25 protein-coding genes are annotated in these 26,054 nt (G+C 66.3%); 7 read left to right on the top strand and 18 right to left on the bottom strand.

Annotation, left to right across the window (positions count from 1 at the left end; genetic code table 11):
- Positions 1–36: 36 nt before the first annotated feature.
- From VNN10_06000 to VNN10_05970, 7 genes are all read left to right on the top strand, one after another.
- On the top strand, positions 37–687 hold the full coding sequence (locus tag VNN10_06000; GenBank protein HXH21562.1) for a hypothetical protein: 651 nt from the start codon (positions 37–39) through the stop codon (positions 685–687).
- Positions 688–701: 14 nt separating this feature from the next.
- Positions 702–1,883 carry a phosphoglycerate kinase gene (locus VNN10_05995; GenBank protein HXH21561.1) on the top strand — a complete coding sequence of 394 codons (1,182 nt, stop codon included), beginning with the start codon at positions 702–704 and terminating at the stop codon, positions 1,881–1,883.
- A 35-nt stretch (positions 1,884–1,918) separates the two neighbouring features.
- Positions 1,919–3,121 (top strand): 2,3-bisphosphoglycerate-independent phosphoglycerate mutase, encoded by a 1,203-nt coding sequence (locus tag VNN10_05990; GenBank protein HXH21560.1) that lies wholly within the window; start codon positions 1,919–1,921, stop codon positions 3,119–3,121.
- Between the two features lies 1 nt (position 3,122).
- The gene (tpiA, locus tag VNN10_05985; protein ID HXH21559.1) at positions 3,123–3,902 is read left to right on the top strand and encodes a triose-phosphate isomerase; all 780 of its coding nucleotides are present in this window, start codon (positions 3,123–3,125) and stop codon (positions 3,900–3,902) included.
- A 2-nt stretch (positions 3,903–3,904) separates the two neighbouring features.
- Positions 3,905–4,831 carry a tRNA (adenosine(37)-N6)-dimethylallyltransferase MiaA gene (gene miaA / locus VNN10_05980; GenBank protein HXH21558.1) on the top strand — a complete coding sequence of 309 codons (927 nt, stop codon included), beginning with the start codon at positions 3,905–3,907 and terminating at the stop codon, positions 4,829–4,831.
- A gap of 236 nt (positions 4,832–5,067) precedes the next feature.
- Positions 5,068–6,039, top strand: coding sequence for a methylcobamide--CoM methyltransferase (locus VNN10_05975; GenBank protein HXH21557.1), 972 nt, complete (start codon positions 5,068–5,070; stop codon positions 6,037–6,039).
- A complete protein-coding gene (locus VNN10_05970) occupies positions 6,036–7,058 on the top strand; it encodes a methionine synthase (protein HXH21556.1) in 1,023 nt (340 codons plus the stop codon). The genes VNN10_05975 and VNN10_05970 overlap by 4 nt, the downstream gene beginning before the upstream one ends.
- 142 nt (positions 7,059–7,200) lie before the next feature.
- Here the strand turns inward: VNN10_05970 and VNN10_05965 are convergent, their stop codons facing one another.
- The 18 genes from VNN10_05965 to VNN10_05880 all read right to left on the bottom strand — a co-directional run.
- The gene (locus VNN10_05965) at positions 7,201–7,680 is read right to left on the bottom strand and encodes a DUF5615 family PIN-like protein (GenBank protein ID HXH21555.1); all 480 of its coding nucleotides are present in this window, start codon (positions 7,678–7,680) and stop codon (positions 7,201–7,203) included.
- 231 nt (positions 7,681–7,911) lie between these two features.
- A complete protein-coding gene (locus VNN10_05960; protein HXH21554.1) occupies positions 7,912–8,538 on the bottom strand; it encodes a Fe-S-containing hydro-lyase in 627 nt (208 codons plus the stop codon).
- Positions 8,539–8,560: 22 nt separating this feature from the next.
- A complete protein-coding gene (locus VNN10_05955) occupies positions 8,561–8,965 on the bottom strand; it encodes a cupin domain-containing protein (GenBank protein HXH21553.1) in 405 nt (134 codons plus the stop codon).
- A 1-nt stretch (position 8,966) separates the two neighbouring features.
- The gene (locus VNN10_05950; GenBank protein HXH21552.1) at positions 8,967–9,323 is read right to left on the bottom strand and encodes a hypothetical protein; all 357 of its coding nucleotides are present in this window, start codon (positions 9,321–9,323) and stop codon (positions 8,967–8,969) included.
- Positions 9,324–9,327: 4 nt separating this feature from the next.
- Entirely contained in the window at positions 9,328–9,822 is a 495-nt protein-coding gene (locus VNN10_05945) for a ferritin (protein HXH21551.1), read from the bottom strand.
- Positions 9,823–9,831: 9 nt separating this feature from the next.
- Complete coding sequence (locus VNN10_05940; GenBank protein ID HXH21550.1) at positions 9,832–10,683, bottom strand: fumarate hydratase; 852 nt, start codon at positions 10,681–10,683, stop codon at positions 9,832–9,834.
- Positions 10,684–10,719: 36 nt separating this feature from the next.
- The gene (gene mdh / locus VNN10_05935) at positions 10,720–11,658 is read right to left on the bottom strand and encodes a malate dehydrogenase (protein HXH21549.1); all 939 of its coding nucleotides are present in this window, start codon (positions 11,656–11,658) and stop codon (positions 10,720–10,722) included.
- 13 nt (positions 11,659–11,671) lie between these two features.
- Positions 11,672–12,109, bottom strand: a complete 438-nt coding sequence (locus VNN10_05930; GenBank protein HXH21548.1) for a PIN domain-containing protein — start codon at positions 12,107–12,109, stop codon at positions 11,672–11,674.
- Entirely contained in the window at positions 12,106–12,363 is a 258-nt protein-coding gene (locus VNN10_05925; GenBank protein HXH21547.1) for a hypothetical protein, read from the bottom strand. The genes VNN10_05930 and VNN10_05925 overlap by 4 nt, the downstream gene beginning before the upstream one ends.
- 46 nt (positions 12,364–12,409) lie before the next feature.
- Positions 12,410–13,618 carry an isocitrate/isopropylmalate family dehydrogenase gene (locus tag VNN10_05920; protein HXH21546.1) on the bottom strand — a complete coding sequence of 403 codons (1,209 nt, stop codon included), beginning with the start codon at positions 13,616–13,618 and terminating at the stop codon, positions 12,410–12,412.
- A 21-nt stretch (positions 13,619–13,639) separates the two neighbouring features.
- Positions 13,640–15,187 (bottom strand): ATP-binding protein, encoded by a 1,548-nt coding sequence (locus tag VNN10_05915; GenBank protein HXH21545.1) that lies wholly within the window; start codon positions 15,185–15,187, stop codon positions 13,640–13,642.
- A gap of 6 nt (positions 15,188–15,193) precedes the next feature.
- Positions 15,194–16,360: a 5-(carboxyamino)imidazole ribonucleotide synthase gene (locus VNN10_05910; GenBank protein HXH21544.1), complete on the bottom strand. Its 1,167-nt coding sequence runs from the start codon at positions 16,358–16,360 to the stop codon at positions 15,194–15,196.
- Positions 16,361–16,406: 46 nt separating this feature from the next.
- Positions 16,407–16,904 carry a 5-(carboxyamino)imidazole ribonucleotide mutase gene (gene purE / locus VNN10_05905; GenBank protein ID HXH21543.1) on the bottom strand — a complete coding sequence of 166 codons (498 nt, stop codon included), beginning with the start codon at positions 16,902–16,904 and terminating at the stop codon, positions 16,407–16,409.
- A complete protein-coding gene (locus tag VNN10_05900) occupies positions 16,894–17,322 on the bottom strand; it encodes a VOC family protein (GenBank protein ID HXH21542.1) in 429 nt (142 codons plus the stop codon). The genes purE and VNN10_05900 overlap by 11 nt, the downstream gene beginning before the upstream one ends.
- 4 nt (positions 17,323–17,326) lie before the next feature.
- Positions 17,327–20,170: an aconitate hydratase AcnA gene (gene acnA / locus VNN10_05895; GenBank protein ID HXH21541.1), complete on the bottom strand. Its 2,844-nt coding sequence runs from the start codon at positions 20,168–20,170 to the stop codon at positions 17,327–17,329.
- A gap of 317 nt (positions 20,171–20,487) precedes the next feature.
- The gene (locus tag VNN10_05890; GenBank protein ID HXH21540.1) at positions 20,488–23,232 is read right to left on the bottom strand and encodes a hypothetical protein; all 2,745 of its coding nucleotides are present in this window, start codon (positions 23,230–23,232) and stop codon (positions 20,488–20,490) included.
- A 527-nt stretch (positions 23,233–23,759) separates the two neighbouring features.
- The gene (locus VNN10_05885; GenBank protein ID HXH21539.1) at positions 23,760–25,235 is read right to left on the bottom strand and encodes a hypothetical protein; all 1,476 of its coding nucleotides are present in this window, start codon (positions 25,233–25,235) and stop codon (positions 23,760–23,762) included.
- A gap of 335 nt (positions 25,236–25,570) precedes the next feature.
- On the bottom strand, positions 25,571–26,054 hold a 484-nt coding region (locus tag VNN10_05880; protein ID HXH21538.1), incomplete at its 5' end, for a carboxyl transferase domain-containing protein.

The following is a 26,054-nucleotide window of genomic DNA, read 5'->3' as shown; positions in this document are numbered from 1 at the left end:
GAGGGTGCGCCCCTGGAGCATGGCTGCGGCAGCGAGGTGAAGGCGCTGGGTGACGAGGTCCTGGCGGAAGTAGAGCGCTTCGTGCGCCGGCACGAGGCGGCACAGAATGCCCTGGTGCTCGAGCACGTGGCGAGCGCCAGCGAAGGCCTGGGTGCGGGGCCGCTGTGCGCGGCGGTCGGGCAGGCCTTGGGCGTCGGCGGCGAGCTATCGCGCGGGGTCGCGCTGGCGGTGGCCCTCACGGAGGTTGCCTCGGCGGCACTGCGGTCGCTGGATCCCGAGGCGGAGCGAGGCGGCGGGCAGGTGCAGGCCAAGCACGGTCTGCCGCTGGCGCTAAACTCGGCCGACGCGCTGTTTGGCCTGGCGCATGTCGCGCTTTCCGAAATCGAGTCTTCCGAGGGTGGGCGCCGGCCGGGGCTGGCGGCGGCTTTCGACACCCTAGCCCTGGGCGTTTGGGAGGCGCTGGCGGCGGGTGATGCAAGGGGAGCGCTTGGCCGCATGGCCGGCGAGCTGGCGGGCCGGGCGGCCGGCAAGGACGAGGCAACCGTGGCCGCGCTGGGCCGCTTCGGGGCCGCGGTCAGCGAGGCCGCGGCTGGCGAGACTTCGAGACTGGGGAGCGCGCGCGCAGCACTGGAAGGCACTAACCTCAGCCAAGGCGAGCGCGAAGCACTGTCGGCGCTGCTGCGCTGATCCGGAGGGCCTGGATGAAGAAGACAGTCAGGGACGTCAACGTCGACGGCAAGCGCGTCCTGGTGCGAGTCGATTTCAACGTCCCATTCGACCGGACGGGCGCGATTGCGGACGACAACCGAATCCGTGCCGCCCTGCCGACAATCGAGTATCTCCGGGACCGGAACGCCGCGGTGATCCTTTGCTCGCACCTCGGCCGACCGGACGGGAAGGTGGTGGAGTCGCTGCGGCTGCGCCCGGTGGCTGAGAGGCTGGCGCAGCTACTCGGCCGGCCGGTGAAGACCGCGCCCGACTGTGTGGGGCCTGAGGTCGAGGCGGCCGTCGCGGAACTGAAGCCGGGCGAGATACTGCTCCTCGAGAACCTGAGGTTTCACGCGGAGGAAGAAAAGAACGACCCGGAGTTCGCGCGCCGGCTGGCGTCGCTCGCGGATATCTACGTGAACGACGCCTTCGGCACGGCGCACCGCGCGCACGCTTCGACAGAAGGGGTTGCGCGGCTGCTGCCGGCCGTGGCGGGCTTCTTGATGATGAAGGAACTGGAGGTGCTGGGGCGGTTGCTCACCAATCCCGCGCGGCCCTTCGCGGCCATCCTCGGCGGGGCGAAGATCAGCACCAAGATCGGGGTGCTCACGCACCTCCTCCCCAAGATCGACATCCTCCTGCTCGGCGGCGGCATTGCCTCGACCTTCCTCAAGGCCCTGGGCACGCCGGTGGGGCAGTCGCTGGTGGAGGATGACTACATCGAGACGGCGCGGGACATCCTGAAGCAGGCCGAGCAGCGAGGCGTGCCAGTGCTGCTGCCGACGGACGTGGTCATCGCGGAGGAGTTCGCGGCGGACGCGGAGCACATGACGGTCTCGGTAGGGGGGATCCCGCCCAACTGGCGGATTATGGACGTGGGGCACGACACGCTCAGCACGTTTCGGGACGCCCTGGATGACTGCGGCACCATCTTCTGGAACGGGACGCTGGGCGTGGCGGAGTTCCCGGCGTTCGCGGAGGGGTCCCTCTCGCTGGCGCTGTACCTCGCCGACCTGCGCTCGACAGTGGTCATCGGCGGCGGGGAGACGGCCGCGCTCGTAGAGCAGGCAGGACTGCGGGACCGCTACACGCACGTCTCTACCGGCGGGGGCGCCTCGCTCGAGTTCCTCGAAGGCCGGGTCCTGCCCGGCGTGGCCGCTCTGGACGACGCTTGATTCCCCGCAGCGCGGAGGCACCTTAGAATCGGCTCATGGACATCGAGCTGTTGCGGTCGCTCGCGACTCCCGCCTCCACCAAGATCCTGCTCTGCGTCATCGACGGCCTCGGGGGGCTGCCTCACCCGGACACCAAGCGCACGGAGCTCGAGACCGCCTCCATCCCCAACCTCAACCGGCTGGCGGAGGATTCGAATTGCGGCCTCACGGTGCCCGTCGGGGCCGGGATAACGCCGGGCAGCGGGCCGGGGCACCTGGCCCTGTTCGGCTACGAGCCGCTGAAGTACGAGGTCGGGCGCGGCGTCCTCGAGGCGCTGGGCATTGACTTCGACCTGCAACCGTCGGACGTCGCGGCAAGGGGCAACTTCTGCACGCTGGACGCTGAGGGGCGGATCACGGACCGGCGCGCCGGCCGCGTGTCAACGGAGGTGACGGCGGGCCTCGTCGAAAAGCTCCGGCAAATCCGCCTCCCGGGCGTCGAAGTGCTGGTCGAGCCGGTGCGGGAGCACCGTTTCGTCCTCGTCCTGCGCGGCGAGGGGCTGGACGACCGTCTGCGGCAGACGGACCCTGAGCGCGAGGGCGTACCTCCACTGCCCGTGAGGGCGGTTGTGCCGGAGGCGGAGCCGACCGCGGACCTCGCTAACCGGTTCATCAGGAAGGCGCGCGAGGTCATCGGCGACCATCCGCAGGCTAACGGCATCCTGCTGCGGGGATTCGCGCGCTATCCCTCGTGGCCCGCCCTCCCGGAGGTCGCGCAGATGCGCTGTGGCGCCTTCGCCGTGTACCCGATGTACCGGGGGCTGGCGAAACTGGTGGGGATGACCGTGGCCCCGGGCGGCGGGACGCCTGCGAGTCAGCTGGAGGCGATGCGCTCGCGCTGGGATGAATTCGACTTCTTCTTCTATCACTTCAAGAAGGCCGACGCCGCGGGTGAGGACGGGGACTTCCATGCCAAGGTGCACGCGCTGGAGGAGTTCGACAAGCTGGTGCCGGACCTGCGGGAACTCGACCCGGACGTGCTCATCGTTGCCGGCGACCATTCGACGCCGGCGATAATGGCGGCCCACAGCTGGCACCCGGTGCCATTCATGATCAAGTCGAAGTTCATCCGCGCCGACCCCGTGCGCGAGTTCAACGAGCCCGACTGCGCGCGGGGGTCGCTCGGCATCTTCCCGGCGGTGGACGTGATGCCGCTCGCGCTGGCGCACGCGGGACGGCTGATGAAGTACGGAGCCTGAGATGCCGCGAACGCCGATCGTCGCCGGGAACTGGAAGATGAACACGACCGCGGACAGCGCCATCGAACTGGCGCGGGCGCTCCGCGAGGCCCTTGCTGAAGCGGACGACGCCTCCGGCGGCATCGAGAAGGTGGTCTGCCCGCCGTTCGTCTTCCTCGGCGCCGTCGCGAAGGCATGTGAGGGCTCGCCCGTGAAGGTGGGCGCGCAGAACATGCACTGGGAGGAGAAAGGGGCCTTCACGGGCGAGGTCAGCGCGGCAATGCTGGCGGGCCTCGCGGAGTACGTTATCATCGGCCACTCCGAACGCCGTCAGTACTTCTGCGAGACCGACGAGACGGTGAGCAAGAAGCTCCGGGCCGCCGTGGCGGCGGGACTGAAGCCGATCGTCTGCGTCGGTGAGACGGGGGCTCAGCGCCAGGCGGGCGAGACGAAGGCCGTGCTGCGGCGCCAGGTGCGCGGAGCCTTCGAAGGCCAGCCGGCGGTCCCTCCGGAGACGACAGTGGTCGCCTATGAGCCCGTATGGGCCATCGGCACGGGCGTCGCGGCGACGCCGTCCGATGCCCAGGAGGCGATCGCGTTCATCCGCGGCGAGCTTGCTGACATAGTTGGCGCCGAGGCCGCGAGCCAGGTCCGGATCCTCTACGGCGGCAGCGTGACGCCGGACAACATCGCCGACTTCGTGGCGCAGCCGGACGTCGATGGGGGGCTGGTTGGCGGAGCGTCGCTCGTCGCGGCCTCCTTCGTCGAGATGGTGCGGAAGGTGGCCGCGATCGGCCGTTAGCAATGCCGCGCCGCCGTCCGCTCGTCGCCATCGTGGGGCAGACAGCCACCGGCAAGACCGAGGCGGCGGTCGCGGTCGCGCTCGCCGCCGGGGGCGAAGTCGTGGGCGCCGATGCCTTCCAGGTGTACCGGGGGATGGACATCGGCACGGCAAAGCCCTCGCCGGCGCAACGGCGCCTGGTCCCGCACCACCTAGTCGACGTGCTGGAGCCGGACGAAGAGCTCTCGCTCGCCCGCTATCTGGACCTGGCGCGGGCAGCCCTGGAGGACATCTGGGCCAGACATAAAGTGCCCATCGTCTGCGGAGGCAGCGGCCAGTACGTCTGGGCGCTGCTGGAGGGCTGGGAAGTGCCGCGCGTGGCACCGGACAGGGAGCTGCGCGAGGCGCTGGAGCGCTTCGCGGCGGAGCACGGGGCGGAGGCACTGCACGCCAGGCTCGCGCAGGCGGACCCGGACGCGGCCGCGCGCATCGACTACCGCAACGTCCGGCGGGTCGTGCGGGCCCTGGAGGTCATCGAGCGGGACGGCAGGCCCCTGTCCGCCTGCCGGGCGCGCCATCCGGTCGATGCGGAGGTGCTGGTGCTAGGCCTGCGCTGCCCGCGGGCCGACCTGCACGCGCGTATCGACCGCCGCGTCGAGGAGATGTACGCCGCCGGGCTCGTGCAGGAGGTCGAGCGGCTACGCGCCGCGGGCTACGGCGAAGCGCGTCCGGTTCGCTCCGGCATCGGATACAGGGAGGCCGGCCTCTATCTCGACGGGGTCATAAGCCTCGAGGAGGCGATCGCGCGCACGAAGATCGCCACGCATCGCCTGGCGCGGAACCAGGCGGCCTGGTTCAAAGAGTCGGACCCGAGGATCCACTGGCTCGATGCCGGCGGCGGGGCAGCTGACAGGTGCGTCTCGATGACACTAGAGTGGCTGGAGGGCTGAAGCCTGGCCCGGCCGCCTGTGGCGGGGGCTGTCGGGGCGGGCATCATGGGAGTAGCCGCGGGGGGCTCGCGTTGATCGGAATTTTGGCCCAGTGCTAGACTCAGGCGTCCGCTGGTAACGTGAGCGAGGGTCTCCGCGCCCTCGCTTTTCGCGTCGAGAGCAGAACCCTCGGTGACTTCCCTTTGAGACAGGACAGAGGGCCAAGAGCCCGCCGGCGGCCCTCAAAGGAGTGAGGCTTGATCATCACCGTCGTCGGTAACTATCCGAAAATCCCTAACCGGCCGCGGCCGGCGCGGCTTCGCAACGCCTATGCCCGGTTCGACAGGGGCGAGATCACCTGGGAGGACGTCAGGAAGGTCCAGGATCAGGTCACCATCGAGGTCCTCAAAGAGCAGGCCGAAGCCGGCGTGGAGCTCGTCACCGACGGCCAGATCCGCTGGGACGACGAGCAGACCTATCTCGCGGGCGCCATGGCCGGCATCGAGATCACTGGCCTGATCCGCTTTTTCGACACCAACACCTTCTACCGTGAGCCGCTGATCAAAGGCCCCATCGCCTGGAAGGGCCCGATCACGGTGCGGGACTTCGAGTTCGCGAAAGCGAACAGCGAGAGGCCAGTAAAGCCGGTACTGACCGGCCCGTTGACTCTGGCGAGGCTCTCGAAGAACGAGCATTACGCCGACACGGTCAGCGTCGCGCTGGCCTTCGCAGAGGCGCTGAACCGGGAAGCGAAGGCGCTGGTGGCAGCGGGAGCGACCCTCGTGCAGTTCAACGAACCCGCCGCCTGCCGCTTTCAGGAGGACGCGTCCTTCGCCGCTAAGGTGTGGCGGCGGCTCCTCGACGGAGTGAACGCCGAGACTGCCGTCTACTTCTACTTTGGCGTCCCGGGCGCCGCGCTGGGCCCCGCGATCGAGGCCGGGTTCACTACCGTGGGGGTGGACTACGTGGACCCCAGGGGCAGCGAGCAGATCAGGGCCGGCCCGCGGCCGCGGAAGCTGGCGGCAGGGGTGGTCGACTCGCGCAACACGCGCCTGGAGACAGTGGAGCAGATCGTGGCGCGGGTGCGGGAGGCGGTGGAGGTTGCCGGCTCTGCTAACCTGTATGTGAACCCAAACATGGGCCTGGAGTTCCTCCCGCGCGAGCAGGCGTACGACAAACTGGTGCGCCTGGTTGAGGGCGTGAAGAAGGCCCGGGAGGCATTGGGATGACGACAACCGCGAACAGGCAACCGGCGCCGGAGGCCACGCAGCGGGCCAGGACGGGACTCCTGACCACGAGCGTAGGCTCGTTTGGCAAGCCCGACTACCTCCAGAAGGCCCGCAACGAGTACGCCGCGGGACGGCTGGACAAAGCGGAGCTGGAGCGCCTGACGCTGCAGGCCACGAAAGAGGTCATCGAGCTGCAGGAGGAGCTTGGGCTCGACATCCTGGTGCACGGCGAGATGGAGCGCGGCGACATGGTCGCGTACTTCGCGGAGGAGTTCCCGTCCATGCACATCGGGGGCCTCGTGCGCTCCTACGGCAACCGCTACTACCACAAGCCGGTGATCGACGGCGCGCTGCGCTGGGAGAAGCCGGTGACGGTCGACATGTGGAAGTACGCGCAGTCACTGACCTCCAAGCCGGTGAAGGGCATGCTCACGGGCCCTTACACCATGGTCGAGTGGTCCTTCGACGAGTACTACCCGAGCCGCCGCGAGGCCGTGATGGCGATGGCAGAGGTGATCCGCCAGGAGGCTGAGGCGCTCGATGCGGCCGGGGCGCAGTATATCCAGATCGACGAGCCTGCGGTTTCGACGCGCTTCGAAGACATCGCCCTGGCGAATGAGGCGATGGGGGTCGTTACGAAGAACCTCAAGGCGAAGACCATCACGCACATTTGCTACGGCGACTTCGCCCCGGCGTATGACGAGCTGATCAAGATGCCGGTTGACCAGTTCGACCTGGAAATGGCGAACTCGGGCTACGACCTCATCGACATAATGAAGCGCAAGGGGTTCAACGCCGAGTTGGGCCTTGGCGTGCTCGACGTGCACACGCACAGAGTGGAGACGGTGGAGGAGGTCGTAAGGGGCATCAAGCTCGCCCTGGAGGTCCTGCCGCCGGAGAAGATCTACGTCGACCCGGACTGCGGGCTGAAGACGCGCACCTGGGAGGAAGCGGCGGCGAAGATCCGCGTGATGATCGAGGCGGTGCGGCGGGTGAAGGCCGAGCTGGGGATCGCGTAGGCCGCTCGACCCGCCGGGCCGGACTCGCGGGGCAGGCGTGAGTCAATCTCTATGAGGAGAGCCCGTCTGCCGTCGCACGCGTATTCGATGGTCGGTGATTACTACGAAGTCCTCGATTTTGTCGCCGTAGCGCCCGAGGACATCAAGTAGCCCTGCTCCACTTGTCGAAAGACCCGGGTGGTGAGACGGAAGTAGGGTACTCCTGCGTGCAGGCGTGCAGGCGGCCTTGCTTGAAGACGAGCTCGCCGAAGTCGCGATCGTTGGTGATGAGGATCCGGCCCTCGCGCCGGGCGATGGCGAGGACGTCTTCGTCTGTAATGGAGTTCGGATGGTCGACTCCGACCACGGTTGCTTCGTGAGAGTGGGTTCTGAGGGTGTATGCGAGACGGGCATCTACGCTCTCGTCCAGCAGGAACCTCACGGGACCGCGGACTGGAGTCCCTCTCACTCGCTCGCTGGCGAAAGCGAGGTAGGCCTTGACGTCTTCCTTCGTCAGTCGCGGATAAGCCTGGAAGAGGTCATCGAGGTCCGGGTTGTCTGCCAGGTGGGCGAGTACGGCCTCGACAGGAATGCGCGTCCCCCTGACGACGGGCTTCCCGACCATGACTCTGGGATCCGTCACAATCCGTTCTTTGTAGCCTGGATGTTCCCTGGCCATAGGGCTTAGACCTCAGACTCCTGGCATCGATCATACCGCGGCTGGAGAGCCGCGATGAAAGGGGTCCGATGCCGGGCAGAACCAGCCTGCCTTGTTGACGCGATGCGAGTCCGGCACGAGCTCGCAGGGCGCAGTGACGAGCCGGGCTGGCTGCTGAGGTGCGGCCTGACCTGAGGCGAGACGAGCGGCGCCCGGTTACCCGGCGGCGATGACGATCTTCTCGCTGGGCTTGTAAGAGCCGAGCTTCGAGAGGTCACGCCAGCTCTTGCGGCCTTCCATCAGGAGGTCGCGGCCGTAGCAGTCGTCCATGACCACGGCGGGGAAGTTCTCGACCTCCATGCGCTTGATGGACTCGGTGCCCAGGTCCTCGTAGGCGACGACTTCGACCTTCTTGACGTACTGGGAGAGCATGGCGCCAGCGCCGCCGACGGCCATCAGGTAGCACCCCTTGTATTTCTTCAGGGCCTCCTGGACCTCAGGCCCGCGGTTGCCCTTGCCCATGCAGATCTTCATGCCTTCGGCCAGCAAGCGAGGCGTGAAGGGGTCCATGCGCATCGAGGTGGTCGGGCCGACGGAACCGACGACGCGACCGGGCCTCGCGGGCGTGGGGCCGACGTAGTAGATGAGCTGGCCCTTGATGTCGATGGGCAGCTGGCCGCCGGCGTCGAGCGTATCGACCATGCGCTTGTGGGCAGCGTCGCGCGCCGTGTAGATGGTGCCGGTTATGCGCACGTGGTCCCCGATTTTCAGCTGTTCGACGTCTTCGTCAGTGAACGGAGGCCGGAGGAGGACCTCCATATCGCTTATGCGCTCGACTGCCATGTTCAGACTCCTTGGACTAGGCTCAGGACGGCCCCTTCGCTTCAGGGATATCGACGTTGACGACGATGTTCTCCTGGGAGCCGCGGGTGACGATCATCTCGACGGGTTCGTCGTCGCTCGCGTTGATCTCCTGGTGGACGATGTAGGGTGGGACATAGATGAAGTCGCCGGCGTTCGCCTCGATCGTGTGCTCGAGGTGGTCGCCGTAGCGAAAGCGGGCGCGGCCACTGATGATGTAGATCGCGCTCTCGGTCTCCCCGTGGTGATGGGCGCCGGACTTCACGCCCGGGCCAACCGTGACGTGGCCGGCCCAGATGCTAGAAGCGCCAACGGTGCAGGCGCCGACACCCTCGGCGCGGTCCATGCCGGGGGTCTGGGCGGTGCTGCGGTCGCGCTCGTGGGGCCGGACGACCCGCATCTCTGCCATATCAGTCCCCCCTCGGACGCAGTACGGTTTCCGGAAGCGACTCGGGCGTCTCCGGGTCGTCGTCGATACGGAGAATGCGCAGGACCTCGTCGCCGTCTTCCCGCCAGCGCTCGAAGGCGAAGAAGGGACAGCACTCCTGCTCCTCACTAATGAAGGTGTCGATTCGCTCGGCGATGCCGGGGCCGGCCGAGAACCGGAGCTCGTAACCGTCCGGAAGCACCTCCTGTCTCGTTGCGGTCGCGAAGAACACATCAGGCGGCTCGGCGCGGGCGGCCGCTGTGTCCCTGGTGAGTCGGCAAGCCTTTTCGGCCCCCGGGTCCAGGGGTGGGATGTAGCGGTAGTTGGTGCGCACTGCCATGGCCTTACTCCCCGTGCACCAGGTACGCCTCTACCATGAGGAGGTTGTTGCGGGCCGTGCTCACGACCTGATAGAGCCGCCGCATCTTCGCCACCTCTTCCAGCTGCTCGGTGACGAACCAGCCGAGGAACTCCTGGGCCAGGTAGTCATTTTCCCTGGAGGCCTGCTCCATGAGGCGGTTGAACTGGCCCGTGACCTCCAGCTCCCACTGTAGCGCGGCGCGTACGGCCTCGACGGCGCTCGCGAAGTCGTGCTCTGGCGCGGGGATGGCCGGGATGCGCACGGGGGCGCCGGCCTGCTCCAGGTACTCGATGAGCTTGAGGGCATGCCCGCGCTCCTCGTCCGCCTGCTCGCGGAAGAGCTTGGCGAGGAGGTGGAGCTCGCGGGCCGCGAAATAGGAAGCGATGCTGGTGTAGCGCAGACTGGCGGCGAATTCCCTGCCGACCTGCTCATTCAGAGCAGCGGCGAGGCTCTCGCTGACCATGCGTGACTCGACCATCGCGGCCTCCTAGAGGGTCGCTTCTTTGAGGCGGGCGCTATGGCACTGGATGTTGATGCCGACCGGCAGCGAGGCGATGTGGGTGGGGTAGGTGAGGACGTTCACCGTGAGCGCGGTGTTCGTGCCTCCTACCGCCTGCGGCCCAATGCCCAGGGCATTCACCTTTTCCAGCATTTCGCGCTCGAGCGCGGCGACCTCCGGGTCGGGGTTCGGATTGCCAACGCCGCGCGTGACCGCCTTCTTGGCCAGCGCCATCGCGTACTCCGCCGTGCCGCCGATGCCGACGCCGATGACTAGCGGCGGGCAGGGATTGCCGCCCGATTCTTCGACCGTGCGCAAGAGGAACTCGACGATCGCGTCCTTGCCGGCGCGCGGCAGGAAGTTCGCGAAACGGCTCATGTTCTCGCAGCCGGCGCCCTTGGGCATGATCTTGAGATGGAGCCTGTCGCCGGGGACGACCTCGTAATGGATGACGGCGGGGGTGTTGTTCTTCGTGTTCTCCCGCGTAGTCAACGGGTTTGCGACTACGGATGCGCGCAGGTAGCCCTCCGTGTAGCCCTTGCCTACTCCCTGGTTGATGGCATCTTCGAGGGAGCCGCCGACGACGTGCACGTCCTGGCCGAGGTCGACGAACACGACCGTGGTGCCCGTGTCCTGGCAGAGCGGCACGAGATTGGTGCGCGCGAACTCCGCATTCTCAAGCAGCTCGACGATGATCTGCTTCGCGAGCGGCGCTTTTTCAGTCTGCTCCGCGCGCCTGAGGCCGGCTTCGACGTCTTCCGGCAGCTTGTGCGTGGCTTCGATGCAGAGCTCTGCGACCTTGTCGCGGATGGTGTCGACGTGTATCTCTCGTACAGGCATATCGGCTTCTCCTGAAGTGATGGTGGGGACGTTGGCCTAGGAAACCACCTTAACAAGCTCCGCGGTCGCGTTGGCAGCCGCAACGATCCTTTCTTTCTCGTCGGGCGAGACGGGCACCTCGTAGACCTGTTCCGCGCCGCCGGCGCCGAGCTTCACTATGGTGCCGCAGAAGGTGCCGTTGACGCCGTATTCGCCCTTGAGCTGCACGGCGCAGGGCATGAGCCGCTTCTCGTCCAGGAGGATGGCCTCGACCATCGCGATGGTGGCGACCGCGGGCGCGAAGAAGGCGGAGCCGGTCTTGTAGAGGGCCACGAGCTCGGCGCCGCCGTTCATCGTGCGCTTCACGATCTCCTGGAGCCGGTCCGGCGGGATCAGGGACTCGACTGGTATGCCGCCTGCGCGGGCCTGGCTGACGATGGGCACCATCGTCGTGTCGGTGTGGCCGCCCAGGACGTAGGCATGGATATCGCGCTGGGAGACGCCGAGCTCCATGGCGAGGAAGGTGCGGAAGCGCTCGCTGTCCAGCATGCCGCCCTGGCCGATGACGCGCTCTCTCGGGAAGCCGGAGGCGTTCATGGCGACGTGGCACATGACGTCCATGGGGTTGGCGAAGACGATGAGGACGGCGTTGGGGCTGAGCCTGGCGGCGTTCCTGGCGGCGTATTCGCCGACTACTTCGGCATTGCCGCGCAGGAGGTCTTCGCGGCTCATGCCGGGCTTTCGCGGCGCCCCGGACGTGATCACGACGACGTCGGAGCCGGCGGTGGGTTCCCAGTCGTCCGTGGCGATGAGCGAGGTCTCGAAGCCGGCGACGGAGGCGCCCTGGAGGATGTCGAGCGCCTTGCCGTGGTGCTGGGCGAACTCTGGTACGTCCTTAATGACGATGTCGCAGATGTTTTTCTCTGCGAGGCGATAGGCCATCATGCCTCCGGTCTGGCCGCCGCCGACGATGGTTACTTTCTTGCGCGCGCTCAACTCGGGTCTCCTTTCAGGAGAAATCGTTCACGTAGATTACCTTGATGGACTCCAGGGCCTTGAGATCTTCGTCGTTGGTCAGGACTGCGTCACAGCCGGCAACCATCGCCGTGGCCGCAACAATCGCGTCGGCCGTCCTGAGACCGTAAGTCGCTCTCAATTGGGCCGCTCTCTGGGCTATCTCTGTCGTGACCGGCATCGTAGTCACCCGATCCGTTTCCAGCAGAAACTCGCGGTAGATCGAACTCAGATCCGTGTTCCCCGCCCTGAGCGGGGCAGTCAAAACCTCCACGAGTGTTATTGACGATGCGACTGCGTGCAGTTGTTGCCTACCGATTGCCTCGAAAACAGGTCGAACAACAGGACCAAACTGTGGGTGGTCTTCAAAGGCGTAAATTATGGGGCTAGTGTCGAGCGCGACTGTCGTCACCTGGGCGAGTTCGTCAATCAACGCCAGGAGTCTCTCTCCTTTCGGACATAGTCATCTACATCCATCTTCCGCCAGAATTCGGCCCCAACACCCCACCATTCCATGATGTTGTGCTTCTTCCCGCTAGACCCCGCGCTTGACCGGAGTTCTTCGACGATTGCCTCGGCGGCACCGAGGGACTCGCGGACCTTGATGTCGGACGTGGCCTGCCGGGCCCGGTCAAGCTCATCCTTGAGCGCGTCCAGCTTCCGCCTCAGCTCCTGTTCGCTGATCATGGCCCTTCTTCTTATCCGGCCAGGGGCTGTTGCCGTCCGCCTTGAGTCATGCGGCCACTCCGGCAGCTTTGCGCCAGCGGGACTCGAGGTCCGGGTCCTGCATGGTCTCGAGGATGTAGTTGGCGAATTCGGTGCCCGTTGCGCCGGTGTCGCGGCCGGTCATGACCAGCTTCTTCTCGTACTGGCCGCAGATTTCCAGCGCCATCGCGAGTTTGCGGCCGCGGTCGGCGAAGCCGATGTGGTCCAGCATCATGGCGCCACAGCGTATGACGCTGCTGGGGTCAGCGTACTGGGTCCGGCCCTCCTTGACCATGCGCGGCGCGCTGCCGTGGATCGCCTCGAACATGGCGTAGCGCTTCCCGATGTTAGCGCTGCCGGCAGTGCCGACGCCGCCCTGCAACTCGGCGGCCTCGTCCGTGAGGATGTCGCCGTAGAGGTTGGGGAGCGCGAGCACCTTGAATTCGGTCTGCCGCTTGGGGTCGAGTAGCTTTGCCGAAGTGATGTCGACGATCCAGTCGTCCCACTGAACGTCCGGGTAGTCCTTCGCGACCTGGCGCGCGACCTCCAGGAACATGCCGTCGGTCACTTTGATGATGTTCGACTTGGTGACGATGGTGACCTTGTTCATGCCGGTCTTGCGCGCGTGCTCGAAGGCAAGGCGGATGAGGCGGTCGCTGCCCTGCGCGGTCGCGACGGTGAAGTCGAAGCCGAGGTCGGGGGTGACGCGGATGCCCTTGCTGCCGAGGATGTAGGCGCCCTCGGTGTTCTCACGGAAGAATATCCAGTCGATGCCCTTCTCGGGGACGCGCACAGGGCGGACGTTGGCGAAGAGGTCGAGTTCGCGCCGCATCGCGACGTTCGCGCTCTCGATGTTCGGCCAGGGGTCACCCTGCTGCGGTGTAGTGGTGGGGCCCTTGAGGATGACGTGGCATTTCTTGAGCTCGGCGAGTACGTCGTCGGGAATCGCCTTGAGCTGGGCGGCGCGGTTTTCGATCGTGAGTCCCTCTATGGTCCGGAACTCGACCTTGCCGGCCTTGACCTCGGGCTCGAGGATCGTCTCGAGGACGCGCCGGGCTTCGCCGGTGATGTAAGGGCCGATGCCATCGCCGCCGCAGACGCCGATGATGATCGGGCTGACTTTCGCGAAGTCAATCCAGTCGTCGGCCTGCTTCATGCGCTCGACGCGGGCGAGCTGCTCTTCGACCAGCCTGCCGAAGTGCTCTTTGGCCTGCTCGATGACGTCCTGACTTACCACCGGCGATCCCCCTTCAGGTTCTTATCTCATTAAGAGGAGTGAGCTAAGCGGAACCGAAATGATTCTCGGATCCGATAGTGGCGGACCATCCATCTGAGTTACCAGGACACCGAAGGGTGCATTGTTCACGGCCTTCTCGACGAAAGACCGCAGTCCGAGCGTATCCCGGTGCTGGTCTATGTGGCGCCGGTACTTAACCTCCACCGGAATGCGGCGATCCCCAATAGTGAGCACAAAGTCAACCTCTGGCTCAGCCCCCCTTTCCGGGAAGTGAGCGACGTCTAGGTGAGGAAGGCCGTTGAAGAAGTAACCGACGACACTCTCGGCTAGGTGGCCTGCCAGATCCGTCAGGTGCGATGACTTTTCGAGTTGCACTGGATCGAGCGGAATGATCTCTTGGAGCCAGCTCGCCCGTAGCCCGTGGTCGCTGAGGCAGAGCTTGTAGTTGCCTCGCCGTCTCTTGAGGCGTATCTCTAGCGGTGCGATCAGGGCGACGAGAAGTGATCCTTCAAGGAATTTGAGATAGCTCAGCACTCGCTGCCAGCCAATGTTTGCGCCCATGGAGCGGTGGAGCTCTTGCACATACACGGCCTGCCCCGGAGCCTGTCCAGCATACCGGCAGACCAGCCTGAACACCTCTTCGAGGAGGCGTTCATCACGCTTCCGTCCTTTGTCTCCCATACGCAAGTCATGTTGGATAACGCGCTGAATAACCGTCTCGTTCAGCTGATCCGCTACCTGTGCCCAAGGGACAGAGGCTCCAGAAACATACGCAACAGGATAGCCCCCGCGCTCCGAAAAGAGGGAAAAAGCCCTATCTCGATCTTCACGATTTTCAATGCCGAATTGAACTACGTGCTGCCAAAAATCTGGTTCTTTCAGGTCTTCTAGTCCGTTTGATCCCAGAAGAGGCTTGAGAGAAGTCTGAAAATTCAACTCAGCAATTTCACGTACCAGGAAAGGCCCCATTTCGACTGTCGTGATACGGCCAGCGAGACTGTCTCGCCCAGCCTCTATTCGTAGAGCTGAACTCCCGGTCACTAAGACCTTCACCGTCCATGTATCGACCAGGGCCTTTACTTGGGGAGCCCAGTCGCTTAGGTTTTGAACTTCATCAAGAAAGATGTATGCTGGTCTTCCTTGTCTCGCTGTCTCGTTGAAAGTTTCGCGGAGAATGTAGCGTTGATACCACCTTGCAAGTGTCAGAATCGGCTGCTTCAGGGCTCTTAGCGCCGGAATGTCATCGAATTGAACGCGGAAAAGGTGTGTAGGCGGCACACCCTCAGCAAGCAGATCCTCGATGAGCTGTTCCTGGAGCGTCGTCTTCCCGACCTGGCGAGGGCCTCGGACGACCACGGCAGGAGCGAGTCCGGCTTGGAGTTTCGACTTTACCTCACGGAACGCCCAACGCCTGTAGCTAGGTAGAACCCTCCCGGGCTTTCCTGCCCACCAAGGGTTTAACTCATGCAGCTGCTCAGGTAAGTCGAACGGGAGCTCAGCAAAACCATAGAAGCTTGTCGTGCCTTCCGTGATTGCCGTAGACCTCGTGAAAGTCTGTGCTGTCACCATGATACCCTATCCCCCAACGCTCTCTATCAGTCCAAGCAACTGACTGAGGGATTCTTCGATAGATGCAGGGTCATCGGCGCGGAGGGTAACGTGGCCCAGCTTGCGGCCGGGGCGAGGCTCCTTGCCATACAGGTGCAGATGGGCGCCGGGTATGCGAAGCACCGCTTTCGAGTCTGGCACACTGCCGATGAGGTTCACCATTGCCGAATGGCCCCTCGCCGCTACGGGGCCAAGGGGCAGGCCGCAGATGGCGCGCAAGTGGTTCTCGAACTGGCTCGTCTCGGCGCCCTCAATGGTCCAGTGGCCGGAGTTGTGCACGCGCGGCGCCATCTCGTTGGCCAGCAGGCGGCCCGCGTGCTCGAAGAGTTCGATGGCCAGCACTCCGATGTACCCGGTGGCCTCCATGACCAGCGCGGCGATGTCCTCCGCCCGGGCCTGCATCTCCGGGTCCAGGCCCGGCGCAGGCGCGCGAGAGACGCGCAGGATGCCATCGCGGTGCACGTTTTCGGGGAGGGCGTAGAACTCGAACTCGCCCGCCGGCGCCGCGGGCGAAGCCGCGGCATGGCGTCGTGTCCCCTCGAGGTCAGGAGCAGGCACCGCTGCGCTCCGCACCGCCAGGACCGAAAGCTCGCGGCGAAAGGGCACGAAGCCTTCCAGGATCGAGGGCGCGCCGCCGACCGCCTCCCAGGCCGCCGCGATGTCGCCCTCTGACTGCAGGCGGTACTGCCCCTTGCCGTCGTAGCCCAGGCGACGCGTCTTGAGGACGGCGGGCAGGCCGACCGCGCGCACGGCGTCGCGCAGGCCAGCGAGGCTCTCCACGGCGGCGAAGGGCGCGGTGTCGATGCCGAGCTTGCGGAACAAGCTCTTCTCGAGAAAGCGGTCCTGCGCGACCTCCAGGGCCTCGACGGGCGGGTACACGGTGACGAGGCGCTGCAGGAAGCGCACCGTCGCCACGGGCACGTTCTCCCACTCGTACGTCACGACGTCGAGGCCGTCGGCGAAGCGCCTGAGGGCCGCCTGGTCATCGAAGGCGGCAGCCACGTGGTCCGCGACCACCTGCCCGGCGCAGGCGTCCGGCGCCGGGTCGAAGATCCGGAACTGAAGGCCGAGGGGGTAGCCCGCGAGGGCGAGCATTCGCCCGAGCTGGCCGCCGCCGAGGACGCCGACCTTCAAGCGCCGCTCCCCGGGCCGGTCTCGGGAGGCTGCTGAGCCTGCGGCGTCATGACCTGGGGTCAGGATTCTCGAGCACGGCCTGCGTCTGGCGGGCGCGGTGGGCCTTGAGGGCTTCTCGGACCCGTTCGTGCTTGAGCGAGAGGATGCCAGCGGCGAGGAGCGCGGCGTTGGTTGCGCCGGCGCGGCCGATGGCCATCGTGCCGACGGGCACGCCGCCCGGCATCTGGGCGATGGAGAGGAGGGAATCGAGGCCCTTGAGGGCCTTCGATTCGATCGGGACGCCCAGGACGGGGAGGTGGGTCTTGGCGGCCGTCATGCCGGGGAGGTGCGCGGCGCCGCCCGCGCCGGCGATGATGACCTCGATACCGCGGGCCTCAGCGGTGGAGGCGTACTCAAACATGAGGTCGGGCGTGCGGTGGGCGGAGACGACGCGCGTCTCGTAAGGGACACCGAGGGCGTCGAGCACCTCGCAGGCGGCGGACATGGTCTCCCAGTCCGACTTCGAGCCCATGATCACGCCGACGAGGGGTTTGCTAGCCTCCATGTTCGCCTCCAGCAGGAGCCGGGCGGGCCTCGATCACCGGGGCGCGCTCCATGAATTCCAGGCGGTTGCCGAAGGGGTCGCGAAAGTGAATGCGGTTGAATCCCGGCCGCTCCGGCGGCCTGTCGACGTCCGGGTCGATCCCGGCGGCCTTCAGGCGCGAGCGCAAGAGGTCGAGGGCGCGGACGACGATGCCGGGATGCCTCCGCGACTCCGGCTGGCGCTCCTCGACGCCCAGATGCAGCTCGTGCGCGCCGATGCGCAGCCATAGGCCTCCCCGGGCCGTCAGGGACTCGGGCTTGGGGATTTCCTCCATGCCAAGGATGCCAACGTAGAACCGGCGCGCCACGCTTTCTGACCCCTGCGGGATGGTTAGCTGCACGTGGTCCAGGCCCGAGTACTCCGGCCGCTCCGCGCTCATATCCTCAGTTGCCTGCCGGCTTCGCCGCCAGCTGGCGCAAGACGTAGGGCAGGATGCCGCCGTGTTTGTAGTACTCGACCTCGACGGGCGTGTCGATCCGGCAGATGGTCTCGAATTCCATGCGCATGCTGCCGGGGCCGCTGACCGTGACCTTCAGGCGCTTGCCGGGGTAAAGCCCGTCCTCGATGCCCTCGATCTCGTATTCTTCGTAGCCGTCCAGGCCCAGGCTCTTCGCCGACTCGCCGGGCAGGAACTGCAACGGCAGGATGCCCATGCCGACGAGGTTCGAGCGGTGGATGCGCTCGTAGCTCTCGGCGATGACGGCCCGGACACCGAGGAGCGCTGGCCCCTTCGCCGCCCAGTCGCGCGAGGAGCCGGTGCCGTACTCCTTGCCGGCGATCACGAGAAGGGGAACGCCCTCAGACTTGTACTTCATGGCGGCGTCGAAGATGCTCATCTGCTCGCCGTCCGGGAGGTGGCGGGTGAAGCCGCCCTCGACGTTTTCGAGCATGAGGTTACGCAGCCTGATGTTGCCGAAGGTGCCCCGCATCATTACCTCGTGGTTGCCGCGTCGGGCGCCGAAGGAGTTGAAGTCGAAGGGCTCGCGGCGGGGCATGTCGGCCGCCTCGAGGATCGGCAGATCGGCGCCGGGACCGCGGCTGCGGGTGCCCCGGGGGTGCTCGGAGTGCTCTATGAGGTACTGGCCCGCGGGGCTGTCCGCTGTGATCTCGCCGGCGGGCGAGATGTGGTCCGTGGTGACGGAGTCGCCGAGGAGGCAGAGTACGCGGGCTTTGTGGATGTCCGTGACGGGGGCGGGCTCCATGGTGATGCCATCGAAGTACGGCGGCTTGCGGATGTAGGTCGAGCCGGGGTCCCACTCGAAGAGCTCGCCCTTCGGGACGTCCAGTCCCTGCCAGTCCTCGTCGCCGAGGAAGACGTCGGCGTACTTGCGCCGGAACATCTCGGCCTGCACGGAGGTGCGGATGGCCTGTTCGATTTCGAGGCGCGTCGGCCAGATGTCGCGCAGGAAGACGTCGGAGCCATCGGCGCCCTTGCCGATGGGCTCGCGCTCGAAGTCGATGTCCATGTGCCCGACGAGGGCGTAGGCGACCACGAGCGGAGGAGAGGCAAGGTAGTTCGCCCTCACGTCGGAGTTTATGCGGCCCTCGAAATTCCGGTTGCCGGACAGGACGGACACGGCGACGAGGTCGGCCTTCTCGATGGCTTCGGAAATCTTGTCCGGCAGGGGCCCGGAGTTGCCGATGCAAGTGGTGCAGCCATAGCCGACGAGGTAGAAGCCGAGCTGCTCCAGATACTCCGTGAGACCTGCCTGGTCGAGGTAGTCCGTCACTACCTTCGAGCCAGGGGCAAGGCTGGTCTTCACCCAGGGTTTCACGCTGAGTCCCTTCTGCACCGCGTTGCGCGCGAGAAGGCCCGCGGCGAGCATCACCTGCGGGTTCGAGGTGTTGGTGCAGCTGGTGATAGCGGCGATGACCACGGAGCCGTGCTGGAGCTCGAACTCCTTCCCGCGGTCGACCACCTTGACGGACTCGAAGGGGTAGGGCTCGACCGGGTGGGGGCTGTCGCCCTCGTTGAGCCAGCGCTCGACCCTCGTCGGGTCGGCCTTCGTGCCGGGCAACATCGAGACCAGAGCTTTCCGCCACTCCGGCTTCGCGCGGGTCAGGGGCACGCGGTCCTGGGGCCGCTTCGGCCCGGCGATGCTGGGCACGACGTCGCCAAGGTCGAGCTCGAGGACGTCGGTGAACATCGGGTCGGGGGAGTCGTCCGTGCGGAAGAGGCCCTGCTCCCGGGCGTAGGCCTCGGTGAGCGCGACCATCTCTTCGGGGCGCCCGGTGAAGCGCATGTAGGCGAGGGTCTCGGCGTCGATGGGGAAGTAACCAACGGTGGCCCCGTACTCGGGCGCCATGTTGGCGATGGTGGCGCGGTCGGGCAGGGGCAGGTTGGAGAGGCCGGCGCCGAAGAACTCCACGAACTTGCCGACGACGCCCTTCTTGCGCAGCATCTCGGTCACGGTAAGCACGAGGTCCGTGGCGGTGGCGCCTTCTCGCAGCTGGCCGGTGAGCCGGAAACCGATGACCTCCGGGATGAGCATGGAGCTCGGCTGGCCGAGCATGCCGGCTTCCGCCTCGATGCCGCCGACGCCCCAGCCGAGGACGCCGAGGCCGTTGATCATGGTCGTGTGGGAGTCGGTGCCGATGACGGTGTCGGGATAGGCGAGCGCGCGGCCGTCCTCCTTCGACGCCATGACCACGCGCGCCAGGTATTCGAGGTTGACCTGGTGGACGATGCCGGTCTCCGGCGGCACGACCTTGAAGTTGTCGAGGGCTTGCTGACCCCAGCGCAGGAGCTGATAGCGCTCGATGTTACGGGCAAGCTCCATACGGGCGTTGTAAAGGAAGGCGAGCGAGTGGCCATACTGGTCCACTTGCACCGAGTGGTCTATGACCAACTCGGCGGGCTGCAGGGGGTTAATCTGCTTCGGCTTGCCGCCAAGGTCGATGATGGCGTCGCGCATAGCGGCGAGGTCGACAATGCAGGGGACGCCGGTGAAGTCCTGCATGAGGACGCGGGCAGGCCGGAAGGGGATCTCTCTCTCAGGCGTCTTGGAGGCGTCCCAGGAGGCGAGCGCGGCGACGTCGTCCCGGGTGACCGAGAAGCCGTCTTCGTTCCGGAGGAGGTTCTCGAGGAGGATGCGGATGGAGTACGGGAGGCGTCTGATGTTGGCGAAGCCGGCGCGCTCGAGGGCGTCGAGGCGGAAGATGTCGTAGGTTTTGCCGCCTACGCGGAGCTCAGCGCGGGCGCGGAACGAATCGAGTGCCGGAGACATGATGGACCCCCTTCCAGGCCCGCTTGCGCGGGCTTGCCTGCCCCGTCGGTCCCGGCGCCCAGAGAAAACAGGAGGGCCCGGTCCGGCAGGACTAGGGCCCTTTACTAGGTATCAAACCCCGCGGCGGCGGACCGTCCCCCTCGCCCGCGACTGTCGCCAGCGGCGACCCGTTGGGCCCGGGCTGAGGCCTTCGAGGACCGGCACCCTGATTATACGCCCAGCGGCAGCGTCGCGATCCCGGCCGCCGGCGCGCGCGGCGAATGCAAAAGGAGGCGGGCCCTGAGGCCCGCCTCCCTGATTGATGTCGGCCTGTCCAGCTAGGCCGAGGCGGCGCGGCGGCCGATGAGCATGAGCATCCCGCCGGTGAGGAGCAGGACCATGCCGGCGAAGAGAAGCTCGCTGTTCGAGGCCGGGCCGCCGCCCTGGCCGGCGCGCGGCAGCTGCGTGCCGGCGACCTCAGCGACGCGCGTCGCGGTGGGCGTCGCGACGACCGCGGCAACGGTGGCGACCGGCGTGTTGGTGGGCGTGAGGATGATGATCGTGATCGGCGTGGAGGTCGCCGTCGGAGTCAGGGTCGGCGTCGGAGTGGCCGTCGGCGGCACCTCGTTGTTCACGAAGGTGCAGGTGACGTTCTCGCCAGCCTGGAGGTTGATGGTGACCGTCCTGGAGCCGAGGTTGACGTTGATGTTGCCCGAAGCGGTGCCGGTGCAGTTGATGGCAGCCAGCGTCCACCCGGAGACGGCGGCCTCGGTGACACTGTAGGAACCGGCGGCGAGGCCGCTGAAGGTCTGGCCGTTCGGCAGCGCCGGGTTGACGTCGTCATCGAGGCTGAAGTTCCCGAGGGTGCCGGAGAACGAGAAGTCCTGGGCGCTGTTCGGGTTCGAGTCCTTGACGATGGTGATGGAGCCGCAGGCCGGGCCGTTGGCCGTGACCTGGTTGGTAACCTCGGAGTCCGTCTCCTGGCTGTCGACGGTCGCCGTGTTGTTGATGGTGAACCCGCAGGCGGGGGTGGCGTTCACCGTGACGGAGAAGACGATCACGTACTCGTCCGAGCCGCCCTCAGAGGCGTCGTTGGGGTCGAGGCTGATGCCCGAGCAGCTGATTGCGTTGGCGGCGACGGTGCACTTGTTGTCCGGATCGCTCACCTCGGCGAGGTTGCTGGTCCCCGGCGGAGCGCTGTCGTTGATCGTGACGTTCGTCAGCGGCTGATTGCCCAGGTTGCGGACGGTGACGCGGTACTGGATGGTGCCGCCAGGGGTGACCGTGATGTCGAGCACCGTGAAGGCGCCGCTCTCGCCGGCCCTCTGCGCCTTCTCGCCCGAGATGTCGAAGGTGCAGCCGCCAACGGTAACGCGCGGCGCGTCATCCTGGTCGTCCGTGATGTCGGAGTTCCCGCCACCCGTACTGGACACAGCGGCGTCATTGTCGACCGGGACGCAGCTGTTGTTCGCCTTCACGCGGACGGTGAACGTTACCGAGGCACCGGGCGCGAGCGTGCCGATGTCGCAGGGGAAGGAGCCGGGCGTGCCTTCACAGGCGAATACGCCGTCCGGGCTGGAAATGCTGACCAGGGTCGCCCCGTCGAGGTCGTCCGTGAGGCTGACGCCAAGGGCGTCCGTGTCACCAGTGTTGGAAACGACGATGGTGTAGTCGAATTCATCACCGATGGAGACGGCCACGGCCTCGGTCGACTTCTCGACCCTGGGGTTGGCGAAGAGCTGGGTGTTCTCGAAGGTGCAGTCGACGTTCTCGCTGCCATCGAGGTTGATGACGACGTAGTTATCGCCTTCGTCGAAGTCGCTGTCGGCGCCGATCAGGACTCCGCTGTCGCCGGTGCAGGTGATGTTGGACACCTTCCAGCCGGCCGGCACAGTCTCGGTGATGGTGTAGTTCACGTTTCCGGCGGCGAGTCCTGTCTCGGACTCGCTCTGGCCGTCGGCGAGCGTAAAGCTGGCGAGGTCACCACAGTCGGCGCTGCTGCTGCAGGTAAAGGTGAAGGCCGTCGCGCTGCCGTTCGGGATGGTCTCCTTGCGGATGGTGATGCCGCCCTGGACCGGCGTCGGTGTGTTGGTGGGCGTGTTGGTGGGCGTATTGGTCGGCGTGTTCGTTGGCGTGTTGGTGGGCGTGTTGGTCGGGGTGTTCGTGGGTGTGTTGGTGGGCGTGGTGGTCGGGGTGTTCGTGGGTGTGTTGGTGGGCGTATTCGTAGGCGTGTTCGTTGCGGTCGCGGTGTTAGTCGCCGTGGGCGTGTTCGTCGGAGTGTTCGTTGGCGTGTTCGTGGGCGTGTTGGTGGGGGTGTTCGTAGGAGTGTTGGTGGGCGTGTTGGTGGGCGTATTGGTAGCCGTCGCCGTGGGGGTGGGCGTGGACGCTGGGATCTGATTCACGGGCAGCGGCACGGACTCGGCGCCGTTGGTCAACCGCACGTGGAGTTGGGCTCCGTTCCATAGGTGCGCCTGCGGGCCGAGGAGTGCGTTGCATCGGATCTCGGCGCTGGCGGCAGCGGCCGTGAAGTCAAGCCTCCAAAGCTTGTCGTTCGGCTGGCCGCTTATGGGGTCCAGGCTAAGGAAGACGAGCGTGACGCCGGAAGCCCCGTTGGCCGCGGCGCAGCTGTTGAAGTTCACGTAGCCGGCCACGCCGTTCGCGTCCTGAAAGTCGTGCTCGATCGCGACCGAGTAGTTGACGCCGCTCGTGAGGCCGCCCAGGAGGAACCTGTGGGGGACATTCTCGTTGTCGGAGTAGCAGCCGGGCGCCGGGCGGTTGCCGGCGCAGACGTTGCCGTCAGTCCAGCTGGTGGACTGAGAGGGGTCTGCGCCGAAGAGCAGGCCTTCGATGTCCGTCTGGCCAGTCGGTACAGGCGTACCTTCCACGGCAGAGACGACCGGCACATCGCCGATTGGACCATCGGCGGCGCTCATGGAGACGGCGACCAGGACGGCACCGAGGGCGGAGAGGAGGATGCCCAGGCCGGTCGGGACGCGGCCGGACTCGGACCAGAAGCGGGGGCGGTAGATGTAGCGCCGCGGCTCTCGCGGTGATGGTGTTCGTTCGGAACGGGTAGATGACATGGCCGAATCCCTTCGTCCTGGGTAGTGCGATCCCTGCCGGTTTAGGTCAGCGTCTCACCTATCACTAACGCCCTGAGACAGCCTGCGTTACGCGCAGGTTGCTGCGGGGCTGCCTTCTTTCAAGGCGCTGCGGGACGCGCCGGGGCGGGAGAAGGGTCGTTGCCGTCCGGCCGGGTCCGGAATCCGGCCGGTGCGCGAGCAGCCGTAGCGGCTGTCACGGGCCCTTTATGTATACACGATCGCTGGGCTTCGTGCGCAACCGAAAGACATTTCAAGTGCGAATAACTTCACAGAACTTGCTCATGGGGCGGCTTTCGGAGTGACGCCCGAGGCCGCCGGGCCGCGGTCGCGGCGCGGCCGGACCGGTGCGCGACAGTGCGGCGACGCCAGCGATCTCCGGGACGCGCGTCGGGGTCACCAGTACTCGGATCAAGGCGCCGGGCCGTCGGCGTGACGGCGCTCCGTCGCAGAAAGACTGGAGCCCCCGGCGCGAGGCCAGGGGCTCCAGGGTCGGGCGTGACCGGCGGCTAGGTGCGGCGCCGGGCTGTGGCGAGGAGCGCGCCGCCACCGAAGAGCATCAGCACTCCGAGGGCCAGGAGCGCGTCGCCCGCGCCACTGGAAGCGGGCGCGCCGGTGCGAGGCAGTTCGCTCACTCCGGCGACCTGCGAGACGGGCGTCGGGGTGGCCTGGACCGCCAGCACCTGGGCCGTGAAGGTCGGGGCTGGCGTGTTCGTAGGTGGCGGCGTGTTCGTCGGCGTGATCACGATGACTGGCGTCTCGCTGGGTGCGGGCGTGTTGGTGTTGACGGGCGTGTTCGTCCGCGTCGGGGTCGCCGTGTTGGTGGGCGTGTTAGTGGGGCTGCTCGTGGGCGTGTTGGTGGGCGTGTCAGTCGGGGTCGGAGTGTCGGTCGGCCGCGGGGTGCCAGTCGGCGTGATGGTGGGAGTGTTAGTGGCTGTCGGGGTCGGCGTGTTCGTGGGCGTGTCCGTAGGGGTAGCCGTCGCGGTGTTGGTAGGCGTGTTCGTCGGGGTGTTGGTGGGAGTGTTCGTCGGGGTGTTCGTCGGAGTGTTCGTCGGCGTGTTGGTGGGTGTGTTGGTGGGCGTGTCCGTAGGGGTAGCCGTCGCGGTGTTGGTAGGCGTGTTCGTCGGGGTGTTGGTGGGAGTGTTCGTCGGGGTTCTGGTCGGCGTGGCCGTGTTCGTGTTGGTTGGCGTAAGCGTGGGTGTGCTGATGGCGGCGCCCTGTATCTGGTTGTCGCGGTTGCCGACCGCGACTCCATCGGTTGCTGTTATGCGCATGTGGTAAGGGCCGCCGCTGATGAAGGAAGAACCCAGGCCTGCGCCCCAGCCGCGCGGTCCGGCGCTGGCGGCCGTGTGGCCTCCCCAGAGGAAGAGTACGCGCACGGGATTCTGCTTGGTCGGCGTCTGGCTAACGCTGTACGTGACCAACATCGTCGCGTGCTCGTCGCCCGAGGTGGCGAGGGTGGTGGGACCAACGAACGAAACGCTCACGCTGCTGCAGCCGTAGCAGCGGATCGTCCGGTCCCCTGCCGGGAGCTCGTGCGAACCGCCGTTGCCCGGAGGGATCGGTGCGTCGACGAAGGACGAGCACGTGAAGACGGATGGGTTAATGCCGTCGCAGGGCTTCGCGGTCAGGCCAGTCTGGGAGTAATCCCAGCGCGCAAGCGAGTCGTATGCGTGAATGCCGCCCTTGAGGGTCTGGTAGGTGATCTCGAAGGAGCGCCCGGTGGAAGTGCCGCTGTCCAACTCCAGCAGGGCGTGCTGAGGTACGGACTCATCTTCGCCGTAATGTGAGTTGTTCTGGTTGAGGATGCCGTTTATCCAGCCGTCCGGGCAGTCCAGAGCGATGCTGGGGGATTGCCCGTTGGCGCATTGCTCGAAAACCGGAACGGAGGCGTTGTCGGCGCCAGACGCTAGCGGGGAGGTGCCGGCCATGGCCGCCACTACAACGACGGCGCCAGCGAGGGCGAGAAAAAGGCCGAGGCTCAAGCCGGCTCGGCCGGACTCCGAAAGTGACGCGTCGGCAGGCGGGCGGGGATTTTTGCTTTGAGGCAAGACTCGACTCCCTTCGAGGTTGGCTTCCTTGCTGCTCCCGGCGTCGAGACCGGACTCGGCTACTGAGTCGTTCCTCGACCTTACAAAATCGAGGCTCAACAGGCCACCGGATTATACCGTGGTCCGTCTTAGATAAAACGCTGGAGTGAGTGAAGCGGTTAACTCGGTATGCGGATCTGATATGTCAATTGCGGACGCAAAGCGCCGCGTCCGTGCCGTTTGGCGTCCGCGCCAGGGGTGCGGAGTGCGGAGCGGATAGATGGCCGCTCTCAGAGAGGGATGTTGCCGTGCTTCTTCGCGGGGTTGCGTTCGACCTTGTTCTGGAGCATGTCGAGGCCCCGGATGATCTTGGGGCGCGTGTCGCGGGGGTCGATCACGTCGTCTATGAAACCGCGGGAGGCGGAGATGTAGGGGTTGGCGAAACGCGCCTCGTACTCCTGGACCAGCTTTGCGCGTTCGGCTACGGGGTCGGCGGCGCGCTCGATCTGGCTGCGGAAGATGATGGGCGCAGCGGCATCGGGGCCCGTGACGGCGATAGCGCCCGTGGGCCAGCTCAGGTTCAGGTCGCCGCCGAGGTGCTTCGACCCCATGGCGACGTAGGCGCCGCCGTAAGCCTTGCGCAGGATGCAGGTGATCTTCGGCACGGTGGCCTCGGCGTAGGCGAACACCAGCTTGGCGCCGTGGTTGATGATGCCGGCGTACTCCTGGGCGGTGCCGGGCAGGTAGCCTGAAACGTCGACGAAGGTGACGATG

The organism is Dehalococcoidia bacterium (assembly GCA_035574915.1).
Lineage (GTDB): Bacteria > Chloroflexota > Dehalococcoidia > DSTF01 > WHTK01 > DATLYJ01.
The sequence above is the reverse complement of the archived record's forward strand: the minus strand, read 5'-3'. Positions and strand labels throughout refer to the sequence as shown.